This is a genomic window from Clavibacter michiganensis (genome assembly GCF_016907085.1).
GTDB classification, from domain to species: domain Bacteria; phylum Actinomycetota; class Actinomycetes; order Actinomycetales; family Microbacteriaceae; genus Clavibacter; species Clavibacter michiganensis_O.
Genome location: NZ_JAFBBJ010000001.1, coordinates 206,734 through 230,755, shown reverse-complemented (window position 1 = coordinate 230,755; position 24,022 = coordinate 206,734). Strand labels below are relative to the sequence as shown.

The following is a 24,022-nucleotide window of genomic DNA, read 5'->3' as shown; positions in this document are numbered from 1 at the left end:
CAACGCGACGGGCCCGCGCGCCCTCGCCCGCCGCGGACCGCGCGCCTATGCTGGCCGCGTGGTCGACATCGTCGTCACGGGGCTAAGCGCCAACTCCGTGCCGTACATCGAGGCCCTCGAGCGTCAGCGTGCCCTGCATGCCGACGTCGTCGCGGGCCGGGCGCAGGACACCGTCATCCTCCTCGAGCATCCGTCCGTCTACACGGCGGGCCGGCGCACGGAGCCGGAGGACCGGCCGCGCGACGGCACGCCGGTCATCGACGTCGACCGCGGCGGCCGCATCACCTGGCACGGGCCGGGGCAGCTGGTCGGGTACCCCATCGTGCGGCTGCCGGAGCCCCTCGACGTCGTGGCCCACGTGCGCCGCCTCGAGGACGCGCTCATCGCCCTCCTCGCCGACCTCGGCGTCGCGTCGTGCCGCGTCGACGGCCGCTCGGGCGTCTGGATCCGCGGCGCCTCTCCCGACGGCGCGCCCCGCGACGAGAAGGTCGCCGCCATCGGCGTCCGCGTCGCCGAGCGCGTCACCATGCACGGCTTCGCCCTCAACTGCAGCAACGCGTTCGACGCCTACGACCGCATCGTCCCGTGCGGGATCCGCGACGCCGGCGTCACCTCCATCAGCCGCGTCCTCGGTCGCACGGTCACGCCCGCCGACGTCGTCCCCCTCCTCCGCCCGCACCTCGTGCGCGCCCTCTCGAACGGATCCGCCATGCCCTCGACCTCTTCCCTCTCGTCCGTCACCGCCGGGGCCCGCACATGAGCGCCGCGCCCGACGGCCGCCGCATGCTCCGCCTCGAGGTCCGCAACGCCGAGACGCCCATCGAGCGGAAGCCGGAGTGGATCAAGACGAAGGCCCGCATGGGGCCCGAGTACCAGGCGCTCCAGCAGCTCGTGAAGACGGAGGACCTGCACACCGTCTGCCAGGAGGCGGCGTGCCCCAACATCTTCGAGTGCTGGGAGGACCGGGAGGCGACGTTCCTCATCGGCGGATCCCAGTGCACGCGCCGCTGCGACTTCTGCCAGATCGACACGGGCAAGCCCGCCGACTACGACACCGACGAGCCCCGCCGCGTCGCCGACTCGGTGCGCCGCATGGGCCTCCGCTACGCGACCGTCACGGGCGTGGCGCGGGACGACCTGCCCGACGAGGGCGCGTGGCTGCACGCCGAGACCGTGCGGCGGATCCACGCCGACAACCCCGGCACGGGCGTCGAGATCCTCGCGACCGACTTCTCCGGGAATGCGGATCTCCTGGCCGAGGTGTTCTCGTCCCGGCCCGAGGTCTTCGCGCACAACGTGGAGACCGTCCCGCGCATCTTCAAGCGCATCCGTCCGGCGTTCCGGTACGAGCGCTCGCTCGACGTGATCACGCAGGCGCGGGACGCGGGCCTCATCACCAAGTCGAACCTCATTCTCGGCATGGGCGAGACGCGCGAGGAGGTGTCCGAGGCGCTGGCCGACCTGCACGACGCGGGCTGCGACATCATCACGGTCACGCAGTACCTCCGGCCGACGCCGCGGCACCTGCCCGTCGCGCGCTGGGTGCGGCCGGAGGAGTTCGTGGAGATCAAGGCGGAGGCGGAGGCGATCGGGTTCCTCGGCGTGCTCGCCGGTCCGCTCGTGCGCTCGTCGTACCGCGCGGGCCGGCTGTGGGCGCAGTCGATGGCCGCCAAGGGCCGCGCGCTGCCCGCGGGGCTCGAGCACCTCGCCGACCCGACGCGCGGGTTCGCCCAGGCCGTCGGCTGACGCCCGGCTGCCCTCCCCCGACCGCGGACCTGTCGGGTCGCTGACGAAGCGGGCCCTGCCGGGTCCGCGGCCAGGTCCGCGGCCTATCGTCGAGGCACCGCGTTCGTCCCACAGCAAGGAGCTCGACATGGCCGCATCGTCCCCCACCGCAGGATCCCCGTTCGGCGAGGCCGCCGACAGCGTGTGGCAGGCGATGGAGTCGCTCCGCGCCCGCTTCGAGAAGCGCGACGACGCCCCCGCCGGGCACGGCGCCGGCCCGCACGACGTGCGCCACGCGGTCCTCGCCCTGCTCGCCGAGGAGCCCATGCACGGCTACCGCATCATCCACGAGATCGAGGAGCGCACCGCCGGCGCCTGGACCCCGAACGCCGGGGCCGTGTACCCGACGCTCCAGCTCCTCGCCGACGAGGGCCTCATCGCGGCGGAGACCACCGACGGGCGCAAGGTCTACGCGCTGACGGAGGCGGGCCGCGCCGCGGTCGCGCGCGACGGCATCACCGCGCCGTGGGCCGACGCCTCCGACGCGCACGGGCACGACGGCCACGACCGGCACGACCGCTCCGCTCTCCCGAAGGCCGGCCTCGCGCTGGCCCAGGCCGCGGCGCAGGTCCAGCGCTCGGGCACCCCGGCGCAGGTCGCCGAGGCCGTGACCGAGCTCGACGCGGTGCGCCGCCGCCTCTACGCGATCCTCGCCCGGGAGTGACCGCGGCCACGGCCGGCGCCGCTCCCGGGCTGGATCCCGAGGCCGACGCCCCGGAGACGCGCGCCCGCTACCGCCGCATCCTCCGCTTCGCCGCCTGGAACCTCGCGGTCACGTGGTGGTACGAGCTCTTCCTGCCCCGCGTCGGCCTCCGCCGCATCGCCGACCGCACGCGCACCCGGCGCATGAAGCTGTTCGCCCGCCGCTTCCGCGTGCTCGCGGTGGAGCTCGGCGGCCTCATGATCAAGGTCGGCCAGTTCATGTCGTCGCGCCTCGACGTGCTGCCGCCCGAGATCACCGCGGAGCTCGAGGACCTGCAGGACGAGGTACCCGCCGTCCCGTTCCCCGAGATCCGCGCGCTCGCGGAGCGCGAGCTGGGCATGCCGCTCGCCGCCGCCTTCGCCTGGGTCGACGAGACGCCCGTCGCCGCCGCGTCGCTCGGCCAGGCGCACCGCGCGATCCTCGGCCCGGTCGACTCCGCCGACACCGGTCTCACGGGCGCCGTCATCAAGGTCCAGCGCCCCGGCATCGACGACATCGTCCGCATCGACCTCGCCGCCCTCCGCCGCATCGGCGGCTGGCTCACGCACGTCCGCCTCGTGTCCGACCGGGTGGACGCGCCCGCGCTCGTGGAGGAGTTCGCCGAGACGAGCCTCGAGGAGATCGACTACCTGCACGAGGCCCGGAGCTCCGCCCGCTTCCAGGAGATGTTCGCGGCCGACGAGCGCGTGGCCGTGCCGGAGATCGTCTGGGAGCGCAGCACCCGGCGCGTGCTCACGCTCGAGGACGTGACGGCGATCAAGATCACCGACCACGCGGGGCTCCTCGCCGCCGGGATCGATCCCGTCGACGTCGCGCCCGTCTTCGCCGCGGTGATGTTCGACCAGCTCTTCGCCGACGGCTTCTTCCACGCGGATCCGCACCCCGGCAACGTGTTCGTCACGCCCGTGACGGACGGCTCCGTCGAGCAGGGCTGGACACTCACCTTCATCGACTTCGGGATGATGGGCGAGGTGCCGCCGAGCACCCGCAGGGGCCTCCGCAAGATGCTCATCGCCGCCGCCTCGCGCGACGGCAAGGGCCTCGTCGACGCGGCCCGCGACATCGGCGTGCTGCTGCCGTCCGCCGACACCACGCAGCTCGAGCTCGCCATGACGCGCCTCTTCGCGCGCTTCGGCGGGCTGGGCTTCGCGGAGCTGCGCGAGGTGGATCCGCGGGAGTTCCGCGCGTTCGCGAACGAGTTCCAGGAGGTGGTGCGCACCCTGCCGTTCCAGCTGCCGGACGACTTCCTGCTCATCATCCGCGCCATGTCGCTCACCTCGGGCGTGTGCAGCGCGCTGGATCCCGCGTTCAACCTGTGGGACTCCGTCGAGCCGTACGCGCAGCGCCTCATCCGCGAGGAGCGCGGCAACGTCGTGCGGGATCTGGGCACGCGCGTCTCCGACACCGCGGGCACGCTCGCCCGCCTCCCGGGCCGCCTCGACGCGCTCCTCACGCGCATCGACGACGGCGCCCTCCCCATCAGCGACCCCACGCTCGAGCGCCGCGTCGGCGCCCTCGAGCGGACCCTGCGCCGCGCGGTCTCCGCGCTGGTCTTCGCGGGCCTCCTCGCCGGCGGCGTGCTCCTCCGCCCGGACGACGAGGTGCTCGGCACCGTGCTCCTGGTGGTATCGGTGATCCCTCTCGCGCAGGCGCTGCTCCCGGGCCGCCGCGGCCGCTGAGCCGGCCCGCCTGTCCGCTCGACGTCGGTCGTGACGCCGTGTGACGCCCCACCGGCGGCCCTCCCGGATCGCCCGCCTACGGTGAGCGCACCGACCCGACGGACCGAGGAGACACCATGACCGACACGACCATCCAGGCGCAGATCGCCGACTTCGACCGCGGCTTCGCCGAGCAGATCGGCCCCGACCTGTCCGGCGTCTTCGCCGCGGAGCAGCGGGCCCTCCGCGAGGGCGGCGTCCCGTCCGACGCGGTCTCCCCCGGCGACGCGCTCCCCGGGGCGACGCTCGTGGATCCCGACGGCGCCGAGGTCGACCTGCACGCGGCCCTCGGCGCCGGCCCCGCGGTGGTCGTGCTCTACCGCGGCGCCTGGTGCCCGTACTGCAACCTGACGCTGCGCCAGTACCAGGCCGAGCTGCTGCCGGCCCTCACCGAGCGCGGGGCGACGCTCGTGGCCGTGAGCCCGCAGACGCCCGAGGGCAGCGCTCAGGCGGTCGCGGGCGGCGGGCTGGACTTCGCCGTCCTGTCGGATCCGTCCAACGCCTTCGTGCGCGCGCTCGGCCTCCTGACGGAACCGACCCCCGAGGCCCGCGCCGCCCACGCGCAGCTCGGCTTCGACGTCGCCGACAGCAACGCCGACGGCACGGGCGACATCCCGTTCCCGACCGTGCTCGTCGTCGACGCCGACCGCCGCGTCACCTTCGCCGACGTGCACGTGGACTACACGACGCGCACCGAGGTCCCGGAGATCCTCGCGGCGGTCGACGCCGTGGTCGCCCGCTAGCCGGCGCGACCCGGCACTCCCGGGGAACGCAGAAGGCCCGGTCTCCAGGAGACCGGGCCTTCATCTTGTTGCGGGGGCAGGATTTGAACCTACGACCTCTGGGTTATGAGCCCAGCGAGCTACCGAACTGCTCCACCCCGCGCTACGAGGAATACATTACCAGACCTCTGACGTGCTCATGACCACGGCGGAGCGACCGCCCGTTTCCCCATCCGGACGACGACGGCCCCGGAGGCACCCGCATCGCGGGGCCGCCGGGGCCGAGGTCATGAGGCGCCGAGCGTTACTGCTGCTGGCTCAGCTCGTACGCGCGCTGCACGGCCTCCGTGAAGCGCTGGTCCGCCTGGGCGGCGGCGACGAGGTCACCGGACGCGTACGCGGCCTGCCGCTCCTGCAGCGCCGTGTTGGCCGCGTCGAGCGCCGCCTGCACGTCCTGCGCGGGAGCCGCGGGCGACGTGGTCGGCGAGGGCGTGGGCGTGGATCCCGTGCCGCCGTCGGTCGCGCCGTCGGTGGACCCGCCGTCCGTCGCGCCGTCCGCGGGCGTCGTGGGCACGTTCTCGTCGCCCGCGGTCGCGCCGGAGTCACCCTCGAAGATGCTGTCGAGGGCCGCGTCCAGCGTGTCCTCGAACGCGATCTTGTCGCCGAACGCCACCAGCACCTTGCGGAGCAGCGGGTAGCTCGTGTCGCCCGTGGACCGGACGTACACGGGCTGCACGTAGAGCAGGCCGCCGCCGACCGGGAGGGTCAGCAGGTTGCCGCGCACCACGCTCGTGCGGCCGCCGCGCTCCAGCAGGTTGAGCTGGTTCGCCACGTTCGTGTCCGAGTTGAAGTTGTTCTGGATCTGCGTCGGCGCCGGGATCGTGTCGTCGTTCGGCAGCGTCAGCAGACGCAGCTTCCCGTAGTCCGGCGCCTTCTCCCCCGCCGTGCTGCCGGCATCGGAGTCGACTCCGAGGTAGCCCGTGAGCACGCTCCGGGAGGTGTCCTGCGTGGCCGGCGGGATGAAGGTCGAGTACAGGGAGAACCGCGGGGCGTCCTGACCCGGCATCTGCATGGTCAGGTAGTACGGCGGCTGGAGGCTCGCCGGCGTGCCCGCCTCGGTGGTGGCCGTCGGGTCGTTCGGCGTGGTCCAGAGGTCCTGGTTCGAGTAGATCGAGCCGGGGTCCGTCACGTGGTACTTGCCGAGCACCGCGCGCTGGACCTTGAACATGTCGGCCGGGAAGCGCAGGTGGCTCATGAGCTCGCCCGAGATGTCCGCGATCGGCTTGAGGGTCGAGGGGAACACCTTCTGCCACGTCTTGAGGATCGGGTCGTCGGTGTCCCACGCGTAGAGCGTGACCTTGCCGTCGTACGCGTCGACCGTGGCCTTGACCGAGTTGCGGATGTAGTTGATCCGGTCCGTCGGCACGAGCGGCTGGGTCTGCTGCGAGTCGGCGATGAGGCGGCTCATGTCGTTGTGCTGCGAGTACGGGTACTGGTCGCTCGTCGTGTAGCCGTCGACGATCCACACCACGCGGCCGTCGACGACGCTGGGGTACGGGTCCTTGTCGACCGTGAGGTAGGGCGCGACCTTGCCGACGCGCTCCGCCGGATCGCGGTCGTAGAGGATCTGCGACTGGTCGTTGATCTGGTTGGCCAGGAAGATCTGCTCCGACTGGAATTTGAGCGCGTAGATGAGCCGCTTGAAGACGTTGTCGACCTTCGGCCCGCCGTCGCCCTGGAACGTCGTGTAGGTCTCGTCCGCGCCGTCGACGCCGGACGGGTAGTCCAGCTCCACCTTGTCGCCGGACTCGGGCCCGCCGACGATCGAGTAGTCGGGCGAGTTCTCGCCGAAGTACACGCGCGGCTCGAAGTCGCCCAGGTCGCCCGAGGCGGGGATGCCCGACTCGAGGAACACGGGCTGGCCGTCGGAGGTGCGCTGCGTGCCGTACGCCGCGACGAGCGAGTAGCCGTGCGTGTAGACGAGGTGCTGGTTGACCCACGAGGTGCCGGTGTTGGTGGGGCTCAGCTCGCGGACCGCGACCACCGTGTCCTGCACGCGGCCGTCGATCTGGTACCGGTCGACGTCCAGGTTGTCGCCGAACTGGTAGTACTGCCGGAACTGCTGCAGCTGGCTGAACGCGTCGCCGACGACCGCGGGATCGAGGATGCGGATGTTCGCGGTGGTCGCGGCGTCCTCGCGGAGCGCGCCCGGCGTGGTGTCCGTGGTCGCGTCGTAGGGGATCTCCTCGATGTCCGCCAGGCCGTAGGCCTGCCGGGTCGCCTCGATGTTGCGCTCGTAGAACGGCGACTCGAGCGAGCGCTCGTTGGGCTCCACCTGGAAGCGCTGCACGATGGCCGGGTAGGCCGTGCCGATGAGGATGCTGGCCACGATGAGCCCCGCGGTGCCGATGATGGGCAGGCGCCAGCGGCCGATGGCCGCGGTGATGAGGAACAGGACCGCGACGACGGCGGCGATGCCGGCGAGGATCGTGCGGCCGGGGATCACGGCGTTGACGTCGGAGAAGGCGGCGCCGGTGAACAGCCCGCCGTTGGCGGTGTTGACCACGGACGAGTACTGGTCGAGCCAGATGCTCACGCCCTGCAGCAGGAAGTAGACGCCCGCGGTGATCGCGATCTGGATGCGGGAGCTCTTCGAGATGCGCACCTCGCGGCCCGTGAAGCGCACGGCGCCGTAGAGGTAGCTCGTGGCGAGCACGCCGAGCATGGAGATGATGACCACCGCCGAGGCGAAGCCGACGACCGCGTGGTAGAAGGGCAGCTCGAACAGGTAGAAGGACGTGTCGAGCCCGAACTGCGGGTCGGTCGTGCCGGATGGCGTGCGGTTGAGCCACAGCAGCGTGCGCTGCCAGCCGCTCGACGCGGAAACGCCCGCGAACAGGCCGAACACCGCGGGGATGGCGAACATGGCCAGGCGGCGCAGCGGCTCGATGACCTGCTGGTAGCGGTCGAGCTGCGAGTTGAGCTTCGCGTACACGGGCCGCGAGCGGTACGCGACCTGGATGCTCACGAACACCGGGATCGCCATGGCGAGGAACCCGATGAGGAACAGCGCGATGCCCGCGCCCCACTGCGTGAGCAGCACCCCCAGGTAGCCCAGCTGGTCGTACCAGAGGACGTCGGCGTAGAACCCGGCGAAGATGAAGAACGCGATCACGAGGGCGGCGATGATGGCCGCGGTGATGGCGAGGGGGGCTCGGCTCCGTCTGGCGGGCCGGGCGGATGTGCTTGTCACGTGTGTGCCTCAGAGTCGGGGACAGCGGAGTCCTCATCCTAGGCGGGGCTGTTGCCAGGGACCTGCGAGCGAGAGGCGGTCTGCGTCTGGTAAGGGAGCCCTCGCGACGACCGCGGCGGCCGCTGTCCTCGGCAGGGCGTCAGCAGGTCGGGAGCGCGTCCAGGTCGCCGTCCGTCGAGATGGCGGCGAGCGCCGCGAGCGAGTCGTCGAGGGTCGAGACGGCGAACACGCGGAGGCCGTCGGGCACGTGGCCCCGCACCTCGTCGCAGTTGTCGGTCGGCGCCAGGAAGTACTGCGCGCCGGCGCGCTCGGCGCCGACGAGCTTCTGCCGGATCCCGCCGATGGGGCCGACGTCGCCCGCCGCGTCGATCGTGCCCGTGCCGGCGATGGCCTTGCCGCCCGTGAGGGAGCCCTCCTCGAGCTTGTCCATGATCCCGAGCGCGAACATCATGCCGGCGCTCGGTCCGCCGACGTCGTCGAGCTGGATGTCGACCTCGAACGGGAACTGGTACGAGGTGGACGTGACGACGCCGATGACGGGGCGGCCGTCGCGCGCGGCGGGCGTGACCTCGACCGTGCTGTCCTGGCCGTCGCGCGTGATCCCGAAGGACAGCGGCGTGCTCGTGCCCGCGGCGGCGACGCGCGCCTGGAGGTCGGCCAGGTCGACCACGTCCGCGCCGTCGACCGTGCGGATCGCGTCGCCGGTGCGGAGCGGACCGTCGGCCGGGGAGCCGTCGAGGACGCTCTGCACCTGCAGGGTGCGCGGCACCCGGATGCCGAGCTCGGTGAGTGCCGCGGCGACGGCGTCCTGCTGCGAGTCCGTCATCTGGACCTGGTTCTGGGCGTCGCGCTCCTCGGCGGTCTGCTCGGCGGGGAACACGGCCTCCATCGGCACGACGCTCCGGGTCGGGTCGAGCCAGGCGGAGACGACCGCGAACCAGTCGGGGCGCTGCGCGGGGTTGCCGACGACGCTGACGGTGAGCATGTCGAGGCTGCCGTCGGTGGGGTACGTCGTGCGGTCGGGGATGGAGATGAGCGGACGTTCGGTGCCCTCGTGGTCGCTCGTGCCGAGGGTGTCGAACACGGGGCCCGGCTGCTCGATGACGTACGGCGACGGCATGAGGCCGAGCGCGAGGGCGAGCACGGCGCCGACGCCGGCGAGCACGCGACCGACGCCGCGGCGGCGCGGGGGCCGGGGTGCGCGGGGGGCGTGCTGGGCGAACAGGCTCATCAGGATGTCCTCGGTGTCGGGGCGCGTCGGGCCGGGAAGCGGCCGGGCGACGGGTGTCGGGGCGGCCATCACAGCCGCTGTTCGCGGCGGGCGGAAGCCGCGACGGCCCAGCCTAGGCGAATGCGGATGGGTTTCCCGTGGGCGCGGGCTAGCGTGGATCCACCGGCCGCGGCACCGCGATCCGGACCCCTCGACCCCCGGGAGAACCTCCATGGCCGACGAGCCCACCCCGAACCCCGAGGACGAGTTCCGGCGCATGCTGGAGCGGTTCCTCGGCGCCGACGGGCAGATCGACCCGGACAAGCTCGCGGGCGCCGCGGGCCTCCCGCAGGACCCGGAGATGGTCCGCCAGCTCCTCGCGCAGCTCCAGGGCGCGCTCGCCAACACGGGCGACGGCGTGGACTGGAAGGTCGCCCGCGAGGGCGCCCGCCAGCTCGCCGCGGCCGAGCAGACGCAGGTCACCGCCGCCGCGTCCGCGCCGCTCGACCAGGCCTTCCAGGTCGCCGCGCTCTGGCTCGACGAGGTCACCTACGTCAGCCAGCTCACGGTCGCGCCGCGCCTCATCACCCGCGCGCAGTGGACCGAGCTCACGATGCCCGTGTGGACCCAGCTCGCCGAGCCCGTCGCGCTCAGCATCGCCGACTCGCTCACCGAGGTGCTCCAGCAGAACGCGCCCGAGGAGATGCAGGGCATGGTCGCGGGCGCCGGACGCATGATGCGGAACCTCGGCGGCACGCTCTTCGCCATGCAGCTCGGCCAGGTGGTCGGGCAGCTGTCCACCGAGGTCGTCTCGGGCGGCGACGTGGGCATCCCGCTCCTCGACGACCAGCAGGCCGCGCTCCTGCCGCAGAACGTCCAGGCGTTCGGCGAGGGCATCGACGTCTCCGACGACCAGGTGCAGATCTACCTCGCGGTGCGCGAGCTGGCCCACGCGCGCCTGTTCCGTCACGCGCGCTGGCTGCGCCTGCAGCTCATCTCCTCCATCACGGAGTTCGCGAAGGGCGTGCACATCGACACCGACCGGCTCGAGTCGCTCGCGGAGGGCTTCGACCCGTCGAACCCCGAGGAGCTCCGCCAGGCCATGGTCGACGGATCCCTCATCCCGCCGAAGAGCGAGGCCCAGCTCGCCGCCCTCGCGCGCCTCGAGACGATGCTCGCGCTCATCGAGGGCTGGGTGGACGTGGTGACCGCGGCCGCGACCGTGCGACTCCCCCGGGCGTCCGCCATCGCCGAGACCGTGCGTCGCCGCCGCGCGACGGGCGGCCCCGCCGAGTCCGCGTTCGCGACGCTCGTGGGCCTCGAGCTCCGGCCCCGCCGCCTGCGCGAGGCCGCGGCCATGTGGCAGGCCGTCACCGACGGCGTCGGCGCCGAGCAGCGCGACGCGCTGTGGTCGCACCCCGACGTGCTGCCCACCTCCGAGGACATCGACGCGCCGCACGCGCTCGTCGTGCGCCTCACGCAGGGCGAGCCCGAGCCCGACGAGGTCGACCAGGCGCTCGAGGACCTGCTGAGCGGATCCGACGCCGGACGCCCCGTGGAGGACGGCCAGGGTCGCGCGACCGAACCGGGCGAGACGCCGGGCGACGGACCCGACGACGCACCCGGGACGGATCCGCGTCCCGTCTGACGCCCGACCCGCACCACCCGGGGAGGCCGGCACCGCGACCGCGGTGCCGGCCTCGTGCACGTCGGCCCGGCTCCGCGTCCCCCGCGTCGGACCTGTGGACGCGCGCCCCACGCTCCGCGCCCGTCGGGCACTCTCCGCGCCCATGGCCATCCGACTCGATCCCCGCCTCCCGCTCGTCTGGCGCACGCCGGACTCCCTCCAGCTCGGCGTCGACCGCCCGCCCGTGGTGCTCAGCGCCGTCTCGCGTCTCGACGAGCGGCTGCTCGACGCGCTCGTGCACGGCATCAGCCGCGGCGGCCTCGACATGATCGCGGCGACGGAGGGGGCGAGTCCCGCGCACGTGACGCAGCTGCTCGACCTGGTGCGGCCGGCGCTCCTCCCGCCGCGCGACGCGGACGTCCCCCGCCCCACCCGGACCGGGACGGTCGCGGTCGTCGGCGGCGGACCGACGGCCGACCGCATCGCCGACGCCCTGGCACGCGCCGGGCACGACGTGGCGCCGCAGCCGATGTCGGGCGACGCGGATCCGCGCACCGCCCTCGCCGTGATCGTCGCCCACTTCGCCATCGCCCCGGCCGTCTACGGACGCTGGTCGCGGGAGGACGTGCCGCACCTGCCCGTCGTCCTCGGCGACCGGCACGCGGTCGTCGGCCCGCTCGTCGAGCCCGGGCGGACGGCCTGCTGCTACTGCCTGGACCTCGCGCGCCGGGACGCGGACCCGGCGTGGCCCGCCATCGCGACACAGCTGCTCGGGCGCGACAGCGGATCCGAGGCGGGGCTCGTGCCCGCCGAGCTCGCGGCCCTCGCCGCGCGGCCCGCCGACCGGCTGCTGACGATGGGCGAGAACGCGCTCGCGACGCACCAGGCCGTGCTCGACGTGCGGTCGGGCCGGGTCACCCGCCGCGCTTCGCGCCCCCACCCGCGATGCGGGTGTCGAGCTCTGCCAGGAACCGCGACGGCTCCCGCTGACCGGATCGCTGGGGTCCGCTCCGGCTCCAGGAGAGCCGGAGCCCGGAGCGCGCGCGCGTGATCCCGACGTAGAGGAGGCGCCGCTCCTCGTCGACCGCCTCGAGCGTCTGCGCATAGCTGATGGGCACGAGCCCCTCGCTCAACCCCATCAGGTAGACGTGCTCCCACTCGAGGCCCTTGGCGGAGTGCAGGGTCGCGAGCGTGACGGCGGAGACCGTCGGCTCGTGCTGGCCGGCCTGCCGCTCGAGCAGCTCGTCGGTGAAGGCACGGAAGGTGCTGCCCGCGGGCATCCGCTCGGCGAGGCCCATGATCGCGTCGAGGGACTCCCATCGGTCGCGCACGGCGCCCGGCTGCTCAGGCGGCTGCTGGCTCCAGCCGAGGCCGCGGAGCACGTCGCTCACCGACTTGAACAGCGGCTCGCCGGAGATGGAGACGGACGCGCCGCGGAGCGCGAGGAGCGCCTGCTTGATCTCGGGGCGGTCGAAGAAGCGCTGGGATCCGCGCACCTGGTAGCTGACGCCCGCGTCGCCGAGCGCCTGCTCCAGCACCGCCGACTGCCCGTTCATGCGGTAGAGCACGGCGATGTCCTCGGGCGCGATGCCGGAGGCGATCTGCTGGGCGATCGCGCCCGCGATCGCGCGCGCCTCGGCGCCGTCGGACGGGAACGCGCTCACCTGCGGCGCGCGGAAGCCCTCGCCGCGACCCGGGACGGCGGCGGATCCGCGGCCCTTCGCGGCGCGGGCGGAGGACGTGCCCGTGCCGTCGCCGTCGGGGTCCGCGTCCGCCGACACGAGCGTGAGCGCGCCGGGCCGTCCGCGCATCAGCCGGTTCGCCGCCTCGGTGATCCCGGAGGTCGACCGGTAGTTGCGCTCCAGCCGCACCACGGTCGCCTCGGGGAAGCGCGACGCGAAGTCGAGGAGGTACGCGCTCTTGGCGCCCGCGAACGAGTAGATGGTCTGGCTGGCGTCGCCGACGACGCAGAGGTCGCGCCGGTCGCCCATCCAGAGGTCGAGGATCGTCTGCTGCAGCGGCGAGACGTCCTGGTACTCGTCGACCACGAAGAAGCGGTACTGCTCGCGCACCTGCTGCGCGACCCATGGCTCCGCCTCGATCATGCCCGCGGTCGCGAGCAGCACGTCCTCGAAGTCGAGCTGGCGGCGCTGGTCCTTGATGTCCTCGTAGGCCTGCAGGAGCGCGACGGCCTGGTCGGCGTCGAGCTGCGGCGGCAGCGTGCGCGTGGTGCGCGCGGCGAGGCCGTACTGCTCGATGGAGATCATGGACACCTTGCGCCACTCGACCTCGGCGGCCATGTCGCGGAGCGCGGCCGTGTCGAGGCGGAGGCGGAGCGACTCGGCGGCGTGGCCGAGCATCCGGCCCTTGCTCTCGATGAGGCGCGGCATGGTGCCGCCGACCACCTGCGGCCAGAAGAAGTTGAGCTGCTTGAGGGCCGCCGCGTGGAAGGTGCGCGCGGCCACGGGTCCGGCGCCGAGCTCGCGCAGCCGGCCGCGCAGCTCGGCCGCGGCGCGCGAGGTGAAGGTGAGCGCCATGACCCGGTTGGGCGGGTAGACGCCGGCCTGGATCCCGTAGGCGATGCGGTGCGTGATGGCCCGCGTCTTGCCCGTGCCGGCACCCGCGAGCACGACGACGGGGCCGAGGAGCGCCTCGGCGGCGAGGCGCTGCTGGTCGTCGAGCGCCTCGAGCAGGGATTCGGCGGTGCGGGCCTCCTCCACGGGCTGGTCGGCGGACTCGTCGGTGGTCGCGGGGCCGAGGGAGACGGGTGCCGGGAGGGCGCCGGACGCGGTCGACCCGTAGGGGTCGCGCCCGGGCGTCCCGGGGACGAGCTGGTCGGTCACGATCGGCGGATCACCACTCCCGCTCGCCGTCCTCGAGGGGTCCGCCGTACCACTCCTCGATGATGGCGCGCGCGATGGACGACGGGCCGGGCAGCGCGATCTCGCCGAGCGACGCGCGCAGCTCCTCGCGGCTGAACCAGCGCAGGTCGATGATCTCGACGCCGTCGGGCGTCGCGGGTCCGCTCCCGGCGGAGACCCGCGCGAGGAAGCCGACCATGACGGACGCGGGGAACGGCCACGGCTGGCTGCCCAGGTAGCGCGGATCCTCGACGGTCACGCCGGACTCCTCCAGCACCTCGCGCTTCACGGCCGCCTCGAACGACTCCCCCGGCTCGACGAAGCCCGCGAGCAGCGAGTAGCGGTCGCCGCCCCACATGGCGTTGGCGCCGAGGAGCAGACGGTCGTCCGCATCGACGACGCCCATGATCACGGCCGCGTCGGTGCGCGGGAAGACCTGCGAGCCGTCGGAGGGCGCGCGACGCACCCAGCCGCCCTGCTCGACGACGGTCGGCTCCCCCGTCTTCGGCGAGAACGGGTGCGACGCGTGCCAGTTCGCGGTGGCGAGCGCGCCCGTGAAGAGCGCGGCGTCGCGGTCGTCGAGCTGCGTCGCGGTCGTGCGCAGCTCCAGCCACCGCTCCTCCGCGGGCTCGAGCTCGGCGGCAGCGGCGTCGGTGAGGACGGCGGCGACGACAGGAGTGCCGACCGGCTCGCCCTCGTGCGCGATCGTGGTGCGGCCGAGGTAGATGCGGACGGTCGCGCTGGTCACGCGGTCGACCGGCAGCAGGTCGAGGGCGGCGCGGCCGTCCGCGGCGGAGCCCAGCGCGCGGTGTCCGTGGAGAGGGAGCACGCGCGTGGCCGGATCCGCCCACAGCTCGTCGAAGAGGGCGGGCGAGTCGCGGTTCAGGCCGTCGCGGTCGACGCCCTCGCGGGACAGGGGCAGACGGGAGAGGAAGCTGTCGAGCACGGGTGACCAATCGACTTCGGGGGCGGACGGGCCGAGGGGCGGAGACGGCGGTGCCGATGGTCCGCCCACGGTGCGCGTGTGGGGCCGGAAGCGCGTGGCGCGGTGAGACGGAGGGCTCCCAGCGACCTAACCTGTAAGGCATGGCCAGATCCCACCTCACTCTAGCCGCGTTGGCGACCTCGGCGGTCTCGGGGCTCGACGTGGTCCGCAGCACCCCCTTCACGGCCGGCGGCGCGGGCGACTTCGACTCCGCGCTCCTCTCCACGCGGGACGGCCGCGAGCTCCTCGTGCGCGTGCCGACCACGCAGGCCGCCGAGTCCGAGCAGTCCGCGGACCTCGTGGCGCTCCGGGCGCTGAGCACCGGGATCCGCTCCCGCCTGCCGTTCCAGGTGCCCGAGTTCCTGGGGCAGGCGCCCATCAAGCCGACCCGCGGCTTCGTCTACGGGCACGTGCCCGGGCGGGTCATCTCGCTCGACGAGATCCCCGCGGGCGACGGCCTCGCGCGCTCCATCGGCGCCGCCGTCTCCGCCGTGCACAGCCTGCCGACCGGGTTCGTCGCCGACGCGGGGCTGCCCGTGCTCTCGGCCGCGGAGATCCACAGCCAGACCGCCGCCCTCATCGACCGGGCCGCGGCCACCGCGCTCGTGCCGAGCCTGCTTCTCAGCCGCTGGGAGGAGGCGCTCGACGACGCGTCGCTCTGGCAGTTCCAGCCCGCGGTCGTCAACGGCGCCGTGCAGGCCTCCTCGTTCCTCGTCGACGGCGACGACGTGACCGGGATGATCGGCTGGTCGGAGCTGCGCGTCGCCGACCCGGCCCACGACCTGCACTGGGTGCTGGGCGCGCGCGCCGAGCACGTCGCCGAGAGCGTCTTCCGCGCCTACAACCAGGCGCACCACGTGACGGTCGACCGCCAGCTCAAGCAGCGCGCGCTCCTCTACGCCGAGCTCGAGATCGCCCGCTGGCTGCTGCACGGGACGGACACGCGCAACCAGGGCATCATCGACGACGCCGTGAACATGCTCAGCGCGCTCGTGGACACGGTGCGCGCCGACGAGGGTCAGCGCATCGCCCACGAGACGCTGCCCGTGATGGACGTCGACCAGGTCGAGGAGATGCTCGACTCCCGGCCTCAGCCCACTGTCTCTCCCGACGGCGGGCGCGACGCGTCCGGGGTGCGCGCGCCCGACCAGAGCGCCACGAGGTCCTCCTCGGAGTAGAGCCGCTCCGGCTTCAGCGACCGGCCCTCCGCGACGAAGTAGAACTCCGCGTCGATGAGGTCGGGGTCGATGCCCCGCCACTTCGCGAACGCGAGGCGGTAGAGCGCGAGCTGGAGCTGCTTGAGCTCGAGGTCGGCCGCGTCCTTGGGGGTGCGGCCGGTCTTCCAGTCGACGACGCGGTAGCGGCCGTCGATGAGGAACACCGCGTCGATCTTGCAGATGACGACCTGGCCGGCGAGCTCCATGTGGATCTCGACCTCGACCTCCTCGGGCTTCCTCGCCGCCCACTCGCTCGCCTCGAAGATCGCGCGCAGCCGGTCGAGGTCCTCCGTCTCCACGGGCGGCTCGGTCGGGTCCGCATCGAGCTCGACGCCGGACGCGTCGATGACGTCGGCCGTGCCCGCGGGCCCGTAGCGCGCCTCGACCCAGCCGTGGAAGAGCGTGCCGAGCCGCGTCTGCCGGTAGGGCCTCTCGGGCATGGGGCGGCGCAGGCGCGCGGCGACGGCCGCGGGATCGCTCACGAAGTCCTTGAAGCGCGACGCGGGGATGCGCGTGGGCAGGTCGACGAGCTCGGCGTCCCGGGCGCGGGCGTCGCGCTCGGCGAGGAGCAGGTCGATGTCGCGGGTCCACACGGTCTCCGCGCGCGGATCCGCGACGGCCACGGCAGCGGCGGCCGCGCGGACGCGGGCCTCGCGCGGCCCGAGGGGCGGCAGCGGCCAGGCGACGCGCGCGGATCCGGGCTCGAGCGGGTTCTCCTCGAGCTCGGGCGCCTCGGGCAGCGCGTCCGGCGCGATGAGGCCCACCTGCTGGATCTCGCGGAGGAACGCCCCGGGACCCCGCGGCTTCTGCTGCGTCGACCAGAACGACCCGCTGAGCAGCAGATCCGAGCGCGTGCGCGTGACGGCGACGTACGCGAGGCGCCGCTGCTCGGCCGCGTTGCGCTCCTCGAGCTCCTCGCCGAAGGCCTCCATCGCCTCCGCGAACTCCTTCTGCGTCTCGACGCCGCGCCACGCGAGCGACGGCAGCTCGGCGGAGTCGCCGCGGAACTCGAACGGCAGGGCGCCGAACGCGACCCAGCCGCGCTTCTCGCGGAGCGTGCCCGGCAGCTCGCCCTCGACCATGCGCGGCACCGCGACGACGTCCCACTCCAGGCCCTTCGAACCGTGGATCGTGAGGATCTGCACCGTGCCCGGCTCCGGCTCCTCGGTGCGCGGCGCGAGGTTGTCGCGCCGCTCGGCCTCGGCGAGCCACGCGAGGAAGGGCCCGAGCGTGCCGGCGGAGTCGCCCTGGAGGTAGCCGGCCACCTGCTCGGTGAAGGCCTCGAGGCTCGCGCGGCCGAGCGGATCCGTCTCGTTGGCGGCGACCTCGATGTCGAGCAGCAGCTCCTGCTGGACGACGGTGACGAGGTCCACCAGGTCGAGCCCGACGCGGGATCGGAGCACCTGGAGCTGTCGGCCCGCGGCGCGGAGGCGCGCGAGGCCCTCGTCGCTGAATCCGGCGAGCGCGGTGTGGCCGTCGCGGGCGTCGACGACGAAGTCGAGCGCGTCGACGACGGACCCCACCTCGTCGGGCACGACGGAGGCGCGGAGGCCGTCGCGCACCTCGTCGGCGAGCGGCTTCTGCGCGTGGTCCCGCGACATGAGCCAGGAGGCGACGCGGGACAGCGCGTGCACGTCCTTCGTGCCGATGCGCCAGCGCGCGCCCGTGAGGAGGCGCACGAGCTCGCTGCCCGCGGTGGGGTCGTGCAGCACGCGGAGGACGCACACCAGGTCCACCACGGCGGGCTGGTCGAGGAGGCCCCCGAGGCCGAGCACGCGGAACGGCACGCCGCGGTCGGCGAGCGCCGTCGTGAACGGCTCGATGGTCTTGAGCGAGCGGCACAGCATGGCCGCCGAGCGCGGACGGCCGTCGGATCCGGTCTGCCGCAGCCGGTCGGCGAACCACGCGGCGACGCTCGCGGCCTCGTCGGCGATGGTCTCCTCGTAGGCCACGTCGAGGCGGCCGTCGCCCGCGTCGGGCCGGGGCTCGAGGCGCGCCACGGGGATCCGCGACGCCGCGGTGAGCGGCTCGACGATGCGGTTCGCGGCGCCGAGCACCGCGCCCGGGTTCCGCCAGCTCGTGGAGAGCGCGTAGACGGGCACGTCGGCGGCGCTCGCCCCGGCGGGCGCGAAGTCGGCCCCGAAGCGCGCGAGGTTCGCCGCGCTCGCGCCGCGCCAGCCGTAGATGGACTGGTGCGGATCCCCCACCGCCATGACGGGCGTGCCGCCGAAGAGCGTGGCGAGGAGCCGGGTCTGCACGACCGAGGTGTCCTGGTACTCGTCGAGCAGTACCACGCGGAACCGCTTCCGGTGCTCGGCGACGACCTGCGGCACGCTCTCGCAGATCGCGAGCGCGAACGCGACCTGGTCGCTGTACTCCACGAGCCCGCGCCGGGTCTTCTCCTCCTGGAACCGCACGGCGAGGTCGACGAGCGGCGGCAGCGCGCCGACGGCGGCGACCGCGTCAGCGGCTGGCGCCTTCTTGATGCGGGCGGATCCGAACGGCAGCTCCGCGAGGCCCGTGAACGATCCCGCGAGGCGCACGACCTCGGCCGGCTCCGCGACGTTCTCGCTCATGGCCCGGCTGAGGGAGATGACCGCTTGCGTGATGGGATCCACGCCCCGCCCGAGCTCGAGCAGCCGCGGGTCGGTGCTCTCGACCACGAGCCGGCGCGCGAGCTGCCACGCGGACGCCTCCGTGAGCACGACCGACTCCGCCTCGCGGCCGATGAGGGTCGCGCTGTCGCGGAAGATGCCGTTCGCGAACGCGTTGTAGGTCTGCACGGTGGGCGTGGCGAACGCGTCCGCGGGGACGGCGGCGAGCCCCGCCTGCTGGAGCTGCTCGATGCGCGCGCGGATCCGCACGCCGAGCTCCCCCGCGGCCTTGCGCGTGAAGGTGAGCCCGAGGATCTCCTCGACCCCCACGTGCCCGTTGGCGAGCAGCCAGACGACGCGGCTCGCCATGGTCTCGGTCTTGCCGCTGCCCGCGCCCGCGACGACGAGGCCGGGCTCGAGCGGCGACTCGATGACGCGCCGCTGCTGCTCGGTGGGGCTCGGCAGGCCGAGCGTCTCCGCGATGCGCCGCGCGCTGATCACGCCGCCCTCGCCCGCGCCGGTCGCCTCCGCGCCGCTCACGCCGACACCGCCCGCACGAGGTGGATGCGGTAGCGCCGCGCGGATCCCGGATCCCGCTCCCCCAGGTCCGGCGTGCCGTCGAAGGTCGCGCCCGCCATGCCCTCGGCCGCCTCGGCGATGCGCGCCCGGAACCCGTCGAGCTCCTCGCGCGTGAGCGGCTCCTGCGGCAGCTCGCGGTAGGGCAGTCCGCGCGTGCCGCCGGAGACGTACAGCAGCTTCGCGCCGCCGGACGGCGTGCCGGCGGGCACCTGCTCGAGCGAGCCCTCGACGTACGCCAGCTGATAGGAGCCGAGCTGCGCGTGCGCCGGGATCTCGGCGCGCGTCGGGTAGTGCCGCCCGGTCTTGAGGTCGACGATGACCACCCGGCCCTCCCTCGTCAGCTCGATGCGATCGATCTTCCCGCGGAGGCGCGCGACGCCCACCTCGAGCTCGAAGCCGCCCTCGGCCGCGAGCATGCGCCCGCCGTCCGCGGCGAAGTCGCGGAGGTACCCGCTGACGCCGGCGATGAGCTCGCCGGCCTGCCGCCGCTCGCGCTCGCCCACCCAGGGGGACACGAAGGGCAGCTCGCCCCACCGCTCGTCGAGGCGGACCTCGAGGGCGGCCGGTCGGAGGTCGGCGTCCGGATCGAGGCTCGCCTCCTCCATGACCGCGTGGACGATGGTGCCGATGCCCATGGCCGTGCTCGTGGATCCGCCGGACGCCTGGTCGATGAACCAGTTGAGCGGCGAGCGCTCGAAGGCCTCCAGGCGCGACGGCGACACGGGCACGCGGGCCGCGGGGTCAGTCAGGTCGACGACGGGCTCCGTGGTGGAGGGCTCGCGGAGGCCGTACCACTCGTCCGGATCCGCGCCCGTGACGCCCTCCGCCGCCAGGCGCGCGAGGGCGGAGGCAGCGGCCAGGCCGCGCTCCCGGGTGGCGTCGGCGGGTCGGCGCGCCGTGCGGTCGCCCGAGACGACGCGGCCGTCGTCGAGCAGCACGGCGTCGCGGTGCACGACCGCGAGCTCGCGTCGGAGCGCGCCGACGAGGCCGCGGAGCGAGAGCGGGTGATCGGGCCGGATCCGCAGCGCGGCAGGTGCGTCCGCCGCCACCCGACCCGCCTCGGCACCGGCCTCCGCCTCCGCGAGGCCGGGCGCGGGCGGCACGAGGCGCAGGAACGGCGACGGCGCCTCCTCGTCGTTGGCGGTGGCGCTCAGCACGACGACGCGCGACGCCCGGGAGACGGCGAGCGCGAGCATCCGCAGCTCGTCGCCGAGGACCTCGGCGCGCTCGTCGACGTCGGCCCGGTCGAGGCCGCGCGCGACGGCGGAGAGGCGCTGCGGATGCAGCAGGGATCCGCGCAGCCGCAGGTTCGGCCACACGCCCTCCTGCAGAGCGGTGACCGCGACCACCTGGTATCCCGCGCCCACAACCGCGGACGGCGTCGCGACGAGGACGGTGTCGGCGAGCGGCTGCGGCGAGAGCGTGTCCTCGGGCACCTCGGCGCCGAGCAGCTCCTCCACGAAGTCCGACGCGGGACGGCCCGGGTTCCGCTCGACGAAGCGGCGCGCGGCCGTGAAGAGCGCGACCACGCCGTCGAGGTCGCGGTTGGCCTGGTCGGCGACGATCCCCGTCTGCAATGCCTGCTCGAACCACGGCGTCGCGAGCCTCGAGCCCTCCCACAGGTGCCAGAGCAGCTCCTCGATGGTGCCGTCGGACGCGGCCAGCTCGCGGGCCCCCTGCAGCGTGCGGGCGAGCCGGGCGAGGCGGCGCGCGGGCGCGAGGTCGAGCGTCTCGAGCCGGCCGGGCGCGGCGAGCGCCTCGACGAGCAGCTCGTCGCTGGAGCGGTGGCCGTCTCCCGCGAGCTCCTCCTGGCGCATCGCGAGCCGGAGCCGCCGGAGCGCGACGCCGTCGAGCCCCCCGAGCGGACCCGTGGCGAGCTCGGCCGCGATCTCCGGGGTGAGCGGCACGCGGCTGAGCACCACGTCGACCGCGCGGATGAGGGCGAGCGCGGCGAGGTCGTCGCGCAGCGCGCGCCCGGCGACGGCCGTGCGCGTGGGCACCTCGGCGGTCGCGAGGCTGCGGGCGACCTGCGGCACGAGGGATCCTGATCGCACGAGCACGACCATGCGCGCCCACGGCACGCCGCCCAGCAGGTGCTCCTCGCGGAGCCGGCGCGCGAGGCGGGCGAGCTCCAGGGCGCGCGTGGGCGCCTCGATGACCTGGATGGGGTCGGCGTCGTCGACGAGCCCCGGCGCGGATCCCGCCTGCCGCTGCCGCCCCGCGCCCGCCGCGCCGATGCGCGCCGTGACGGCCGAGGTGAGCGCCCGGAGCGCGGGCGGCTGCCGGTGCACCCGGTCGAGCACGAGCGTGCGGAGGCCGGGCAGACCGAGCACGGTGGAGAGGCGGCCGAGCGCCGACGCCTCGGCCCCGCGGAAGGTGGCGGCCGCGACGTCCGGGTCGCCGAACGCGATCACGTCCGCGCCGCGCGCGGCGAGCGCCCGGAGGAGGGACAGGGTCGCGACGGTGGCCTCGTGCAGGTCGTCGGCGACGACCAACCGGATCCCCGTCAGCGCCTCCCCCCGCGACACGAGCAGCACGGCCTCGGCGAGCAGCTCCGCGCTGTCCAGGTGGTCGCCGCGGAACGAGTCGACGACGTCCTCGTACTCGCGGGCGAACTCGGCCGCGGCGATCCATTCCGGCACCTGGTGCGCGCGGCCGGCCTCGGCGAGGGCGTCCGGCCGCACGCCCTCCTCGGTGGCGCGCATGAGCAGCTCGCGCAGCTCCGTCCGGAAGGCGCGCAGCCGCCGCACCTCGACGCCCAGGGGATCCGGCCAGGCGGGCCCGGTGCCCAGCTCCTCGTGCCCCGCGAGGAGGTCGGCGATGATCTGGTCCTGCTCGGCGCCGGTGAGCAGCCGCGGCGGCTCCGTGCCGGTCTCGGCGGCGCGGCGGGCGAGGACCTCGAACGCGACGGACGTGGACGTGCGCGCGAGCGGCCCGAGCGTCGGCACGCCGACCCGGAGGGCCAGCTCGTCGCGGAGGCGCGTGGCGGCGGCGCGCGAGGGCGCCAGCACGAGCACCTCGGCGGGGTCGAGCCCCTGCGTGAGGATCCGCTCGGCCACGAGCTCGCGCAGCGTGGTGGTGCGACCCGAGCCCGGCGCGCCGATGACGGCGGCGCTCACGCCCACCGGCAGCTCGACGACGGCCCGCTGCGAGGGATCCAGCTCCACCGCGGGGGCCGCGGCGTCGGATGCGGGCGGCTGGCGGAATCCCCTGATGGTCACGCGCCCACGCTACCGGCGGCCCCCGACGGCAGCGGATCCGGGGATCGGGACGCGTCGTCCGCCCGCCCGTCCGCCCGCCCGTCCGCCCTCAGTGAACGCCGCCGGGCCGCGCATGCGGGTGCCCTAGCCTGAGGGGGCACCGTCGCATCCGACGCATCGAAAGGCACCTCCCGTGGAAATCCGTATCGGCCTCGTCAACACCGCCCGCGAGCTCTCCTTCAGCACCAAGCAGTCGCCCGAGGAGGTCCAGGAGACCGTCGCCGCGGCCGTCCGCGATGGCGCGCCCTTCATCTCGTTCACCGACGAGAAGGGCGCCACCCACCTCGCCGTCACCGCCCACCTCGCCTACGTGGAGCTCGGCAGCGCCGACGCCCCGCGCATCGGCTTCGTCCGCTAGCCCGGCGCCCGTGGAGCTCCTGTTCGTCGCGCTCTTCGGCGCCATGATCGGCCTCGTCGCGCGCTACGCGCTCCCCCACCGCGCCACTCACGGCGCGCTCCTGATCCCCGCCGTGGGTACGACCGCGGCCATGGTCGCGTGGGTCGCCCTCACCTGGGCGGGCCTGCGCTGGGACCAGGGCGTCATCTGGATCGCGACGCTCGCGATCTCGGCGCTCGTCGCGGCGGGCACCGACCTGCTCCTCGGTCGTCGGCGTTCCTCGGCGGACGCCCGCGACCTGGCCGCCATCGGCGGCTGACCGCACCCGCACGACATGACGCCCGGTCCCCCAGGGGGCCGGGCGTCGTCGCGTGCCGGGTGCGGGCCGGCGACGCGCGTCAGGCCGTGAGGCCGAGCGCGTCCATCCGACGGGTGTGCGCCGTGATGATCCCCGCGAACACGGGCTCCAGGTGCACGCGCGCGTCGTCCGGGTCGGCGAGGGACGCGCGCATCGCGGTCCCCGCGACCAGCAGCGTGTCGCCGACGAGCCGACGGCCCCACATGGCCAGGCGCGACGCGAGTCGCGGGTCGCGGCGGATCCCGGCGCGCACCGCGTCGACGATCCCCTGCTGCCCCACGCCCGACGACAGCAGCACGACGACGCGCTGGCGCTGGTCCGACGGGAGCCCCGAGGCGAGGCGCACGAAGAAGTCGTCGAGCAGCCCCGTCGTGATGTACGCGGAGAGCAGGCACTCGTACCAGTCGGCGCCCGCGACGGTGGCGGTGAACCGGTCGAACGCGGCCCGGTGCGGCTCCATCACGACGCTGGGGTCGCCGCCCTGCCGCTTGATCTCGGCGGCGAGCGCCTGGTGCTTGCCGAGCGCGATGCCGGCGGCCGTCGAGACGGCCTCCTTGCCGGCGAGGTCGGGCGCCTCGGCGACCGCGCGCGACAGGGTCTCGAAGACCGTCAGCTGCAGGTAGGCCACGGCGCCGAGGAAGCGGAGGGTGTCGGGCGAGAAGTCGTCCACGCTCACGGTCGTCGCCGGCGATCGACGCTTCGACTCGCCGCGGGACCGGACCCGGGGCGCCTCGATCGTCGTCGACCGGCGTCCGAACATCTTGAGCACGTGGCCAGTGTAAAGGGCGGCGGAGGGGGTCTCCGGGCCCCGGC

16 protein-coding genes, 1 tRNA gene and 1 pseudogene are annotated in these 24,022 nt (G+C 74.2%); 10 read left to right on the top strand and 8 right to left on the bottom strand.

Annotated features, from left to right (window positions below; genetic code table 11):
• The first annotated feature begins 58 nt into the window (after window positions 1-58).
• The 5 genes from lipB (at window position 59) to JOE38_RS01025 (ending at window position 4,949) form a co-directional block, all read left to right on the top strand.
• Complete coding sequence (gene lipB, locus JOE38_RS01045) at window positions 59-760, top strand: lipoyl(octanoyl) transferase LipB (protein WP_204574477.1); 702 nt, start codon at window positions 59-61, stop codon at window positions 758-760.
• Complete coding sequence (gene lipA, locus JOE38_RS01040; RefSeq protein WP_204574476.1) at window positions 757-1,746, top strand: lipoyl synthase; 990 nt, start codon at window positions 757-759, stop codon at window positions 1,744-1,746. Before lipB ends, lipA begins: the two co-directional genes overlap by 4 nt.
• A 127-nt stretch (window positions 1,747-1,873) precedes the next feature.
• The gene (locus JOE38_RS01035; RefSeq protein ID WP_204574475.1) at window positions 1,874-2,449 is read left to right on the top strand and encodes a PadR family transcriptional regulator; all 576 of its coding nucleotides are present in this window, start codon (window positions 1,874-1,876) and stop codon (window positions 2,447-2,449) included.
• Window positions 2,446-4,167: an ABC1 kinase family protein gene (locus JOE38_RS01030; protein WP_204574474.1), complete on the top strand. Its 1,722-nt coding sequence runs from the start codon at window positions 2,446-2,448 to the stop codon at window positions 4,165-4,167. Before JOE38_RS01035 ends, JOE38_RS01030 begins: the two co-directional genes overlap by 4 nt.
• Before the next feature lie 116 nt (window positions 4,168-4,283).
• Entirely contained in the window at window positions 4,284-4,949 is a 666-nt protein-coding gene (locus tag JOE38_RS01025; protein ID WP_204574473.1) for a peroxiredoxin-like family protein, read from the top strand.
• A 68-nt stretch (window positions 4,950-5,017) separates the two neighbouring features.
• Here the strand turns inward: JOE38_RS01025 and JOE38_RS01020 are convergent.
• From JOE38_RS01020 to JOE38_RS01010, 3 genes are all read right to left on the bottom strand, one after another.
• A tRNA-Met gene (locus JOE38_RS01020) sits at window positions 5,018-5,091 on the bottom strand.
• Window positions 5,092-5,232: 141 nt separating this feature from the next.
• Window positions 5,233-8,181: a UPF0182 family membrane protein gene (locus tag JOE38_RS01015; RefSeq protein WP_204574472.1), complete on the bottom strand. Its 2,949-nt coding sequence runs from the start codon at window positions 8,179-8,181 to the stop codon at window positions 5,233-5,235.
• A 139-nt stretch (window positions 8,182-8,320) separates the two neighbouring features.
• A complete protein-coding gene (locus JOE38_RS01010; RefSeq protein ID WP_204574471.1) occupies window positions 8,321-9,412 on the bottom strand; it encodes a YlbL family protein in 1,092 nt (363 codons plus the stop codon).
• Between the two features lie 211 nt (window positions 9,413-9,623).
• Here JOE38_RS01010 and JOE38_RS01005 point away from each other — a divergent pair, with 211 nt between their 5' ends.
• Together JOE38_RS01005 and JOE38_RS15990 are read left to right on the top strand one after the other, a co-directional pair.
• Window positions 9,624-11,039 carry a zinc-dependent metalloprotease gene (locus tag JOE38_RS01005; protein WP_204574470.1) on the top strand — a complete coding sequence of 472 codons (1,416 nt, stop codon included), beginning with the start codon at window positions 9,624-9,626 and terminating at the stop codon, window positions 11,037-11,039.
• Window positions 11,040-11,181: 142 nt separating this feature from the next.
• A pseudogene (locus JOE38_RS15990) lies at window positions 11,182-11,952 on the top strand (TOMM precursor leader peptide-binding protein); the annotation flags it as partial.
• Here the strand turns inward: JOE38_RS15990 and JOE38_RS01000 are convergent.
• Both JOE38_RS01000 and nudC read right to left on the bottom strand, forming a co-directional pair.
• Entirely contained in the window at window positions 11,933-13,861 is a 1,929-nt protein-coding gene (locus JOE38_RS01000) for an ATP-dependent helicase (protein WP_204574469.1), read from the bottom strand. The pseudogene JOE38_RS15990 and the gene JOE38_RS01000 sit on opposite strands and share 20 nt — an antisense overlap.
• 10 nt (window positions 13,862-13,871) lie before the next feature.
• Window positions 13,872-14,825 carry an NAD(+) diphosphatase gene (gene nudC / locus JOE38_RS00995; RefSeq protein WP_204574468.1) on the bottom strand — a complete coding sequence of 318 codons (954 nt, stop codon included), beginning with the start codon at window positions 14,823-14,825 and terminating at the stop codon, window positions 13,872-13,874.
• Between the two features lie 140 nt (window positions 14,826-14,965).
• Between nudC and JOE38_RS00990 the strand changes: the two genes are divergently transcribed.
• Entirely contained in the window at window positions 14,966-16,042 is a 1,077-nt protein-coding gene (locus JOE38_RS00990; protein ID WP_204574467.1) for a phosphotransferase, read from the top strand.
• Here the strand turns inward: JOE38_RS00990 and JOE38_RS00985 are convergent.
• Together JOE38_RS00985 and JOE38_RS00980 are read right to left on the bottom strand one after the other, a co-directional pair.
• Window positions 15,955-19,215 carry an ATP-dependent helicase gene (locus tag JOE38_RS00985; protein ID WP_204574466.1) on the bottom strand — a complete coding sequence of 1,087 codons (3,261 nt, stop codon included), beginning with the start codon at window positions 19,213-19,215 and terminating at the stop codon, window positions 15,955-15,957. The genes JOE38_RS00990 and JOE38_RS00985 overlap by 88 nt on opposite strands.
• Window positions 19,212-22,475, bottom strand: a complete 3,264-nt coding sequence (locus JOE38_RS00980; protein WP_204574465.1) for an ATP-dependent helicase — start codon at window positions 22,473-22,475, stop codon at window positions 19,212-19,214. The genes JOE38_RS00985 and JOE38_RS00980 overlap by 4 nt, the downstream gene beginning before the upstream one ends.
• A gap of 172 nt (window positions 22,476-22,647) precedes the next feature.
• Between JOE38_RS00980 and JOE38_RS00975 the strand changes: the two genes are divergently transcribed.
• Together JOE38_RS00975 and JOE38_RS00970 are read left to right on the top strand one after the other, a co-directional pair.
• Complete coding sequence (locus JOE38_RS00975; RefSeq protein ID WP_204574464.1) at window positions 22,648-22,872, top strand: DUF3107 domain-containing protein; 225 nt, start codon at window positions 22,648-22,650, stop codon at window positions 22,870-22,872.
• A gap of 10 nt (window positions 22,873-22,882) precedes the next feature.
• Window positions 22,883-23,170, top strand: coding sequence for a hypothetical protein (locus JOE38_RS00970; RefSeq protein WP_204574463.1), 288 nt, complete (start codon window positions 22,883-22,885; stop codon window positions 23,168-23,170).
• A gap of 79 nt (window positions 23,171-23,249) precedes the next feature.
• Here the strand turns inward: JOE38_RS00970 and JOE38_RS00965 are convergent, their stop codons facing one another.
• Complete coding sequence (locus tag JOE38_RS00965; RefSeq protein ID WP_239544898.1) at window positions 23,250-23,969, bottom strand: ferritin-like fold-containing protein; 720 nt, start codon at window positions 23,967-23,969, stop codon at window positions 23,250-23,252.
• Between the last annotated feature and the right edge of the window lie 53 nt (window positions 23,970-24,022).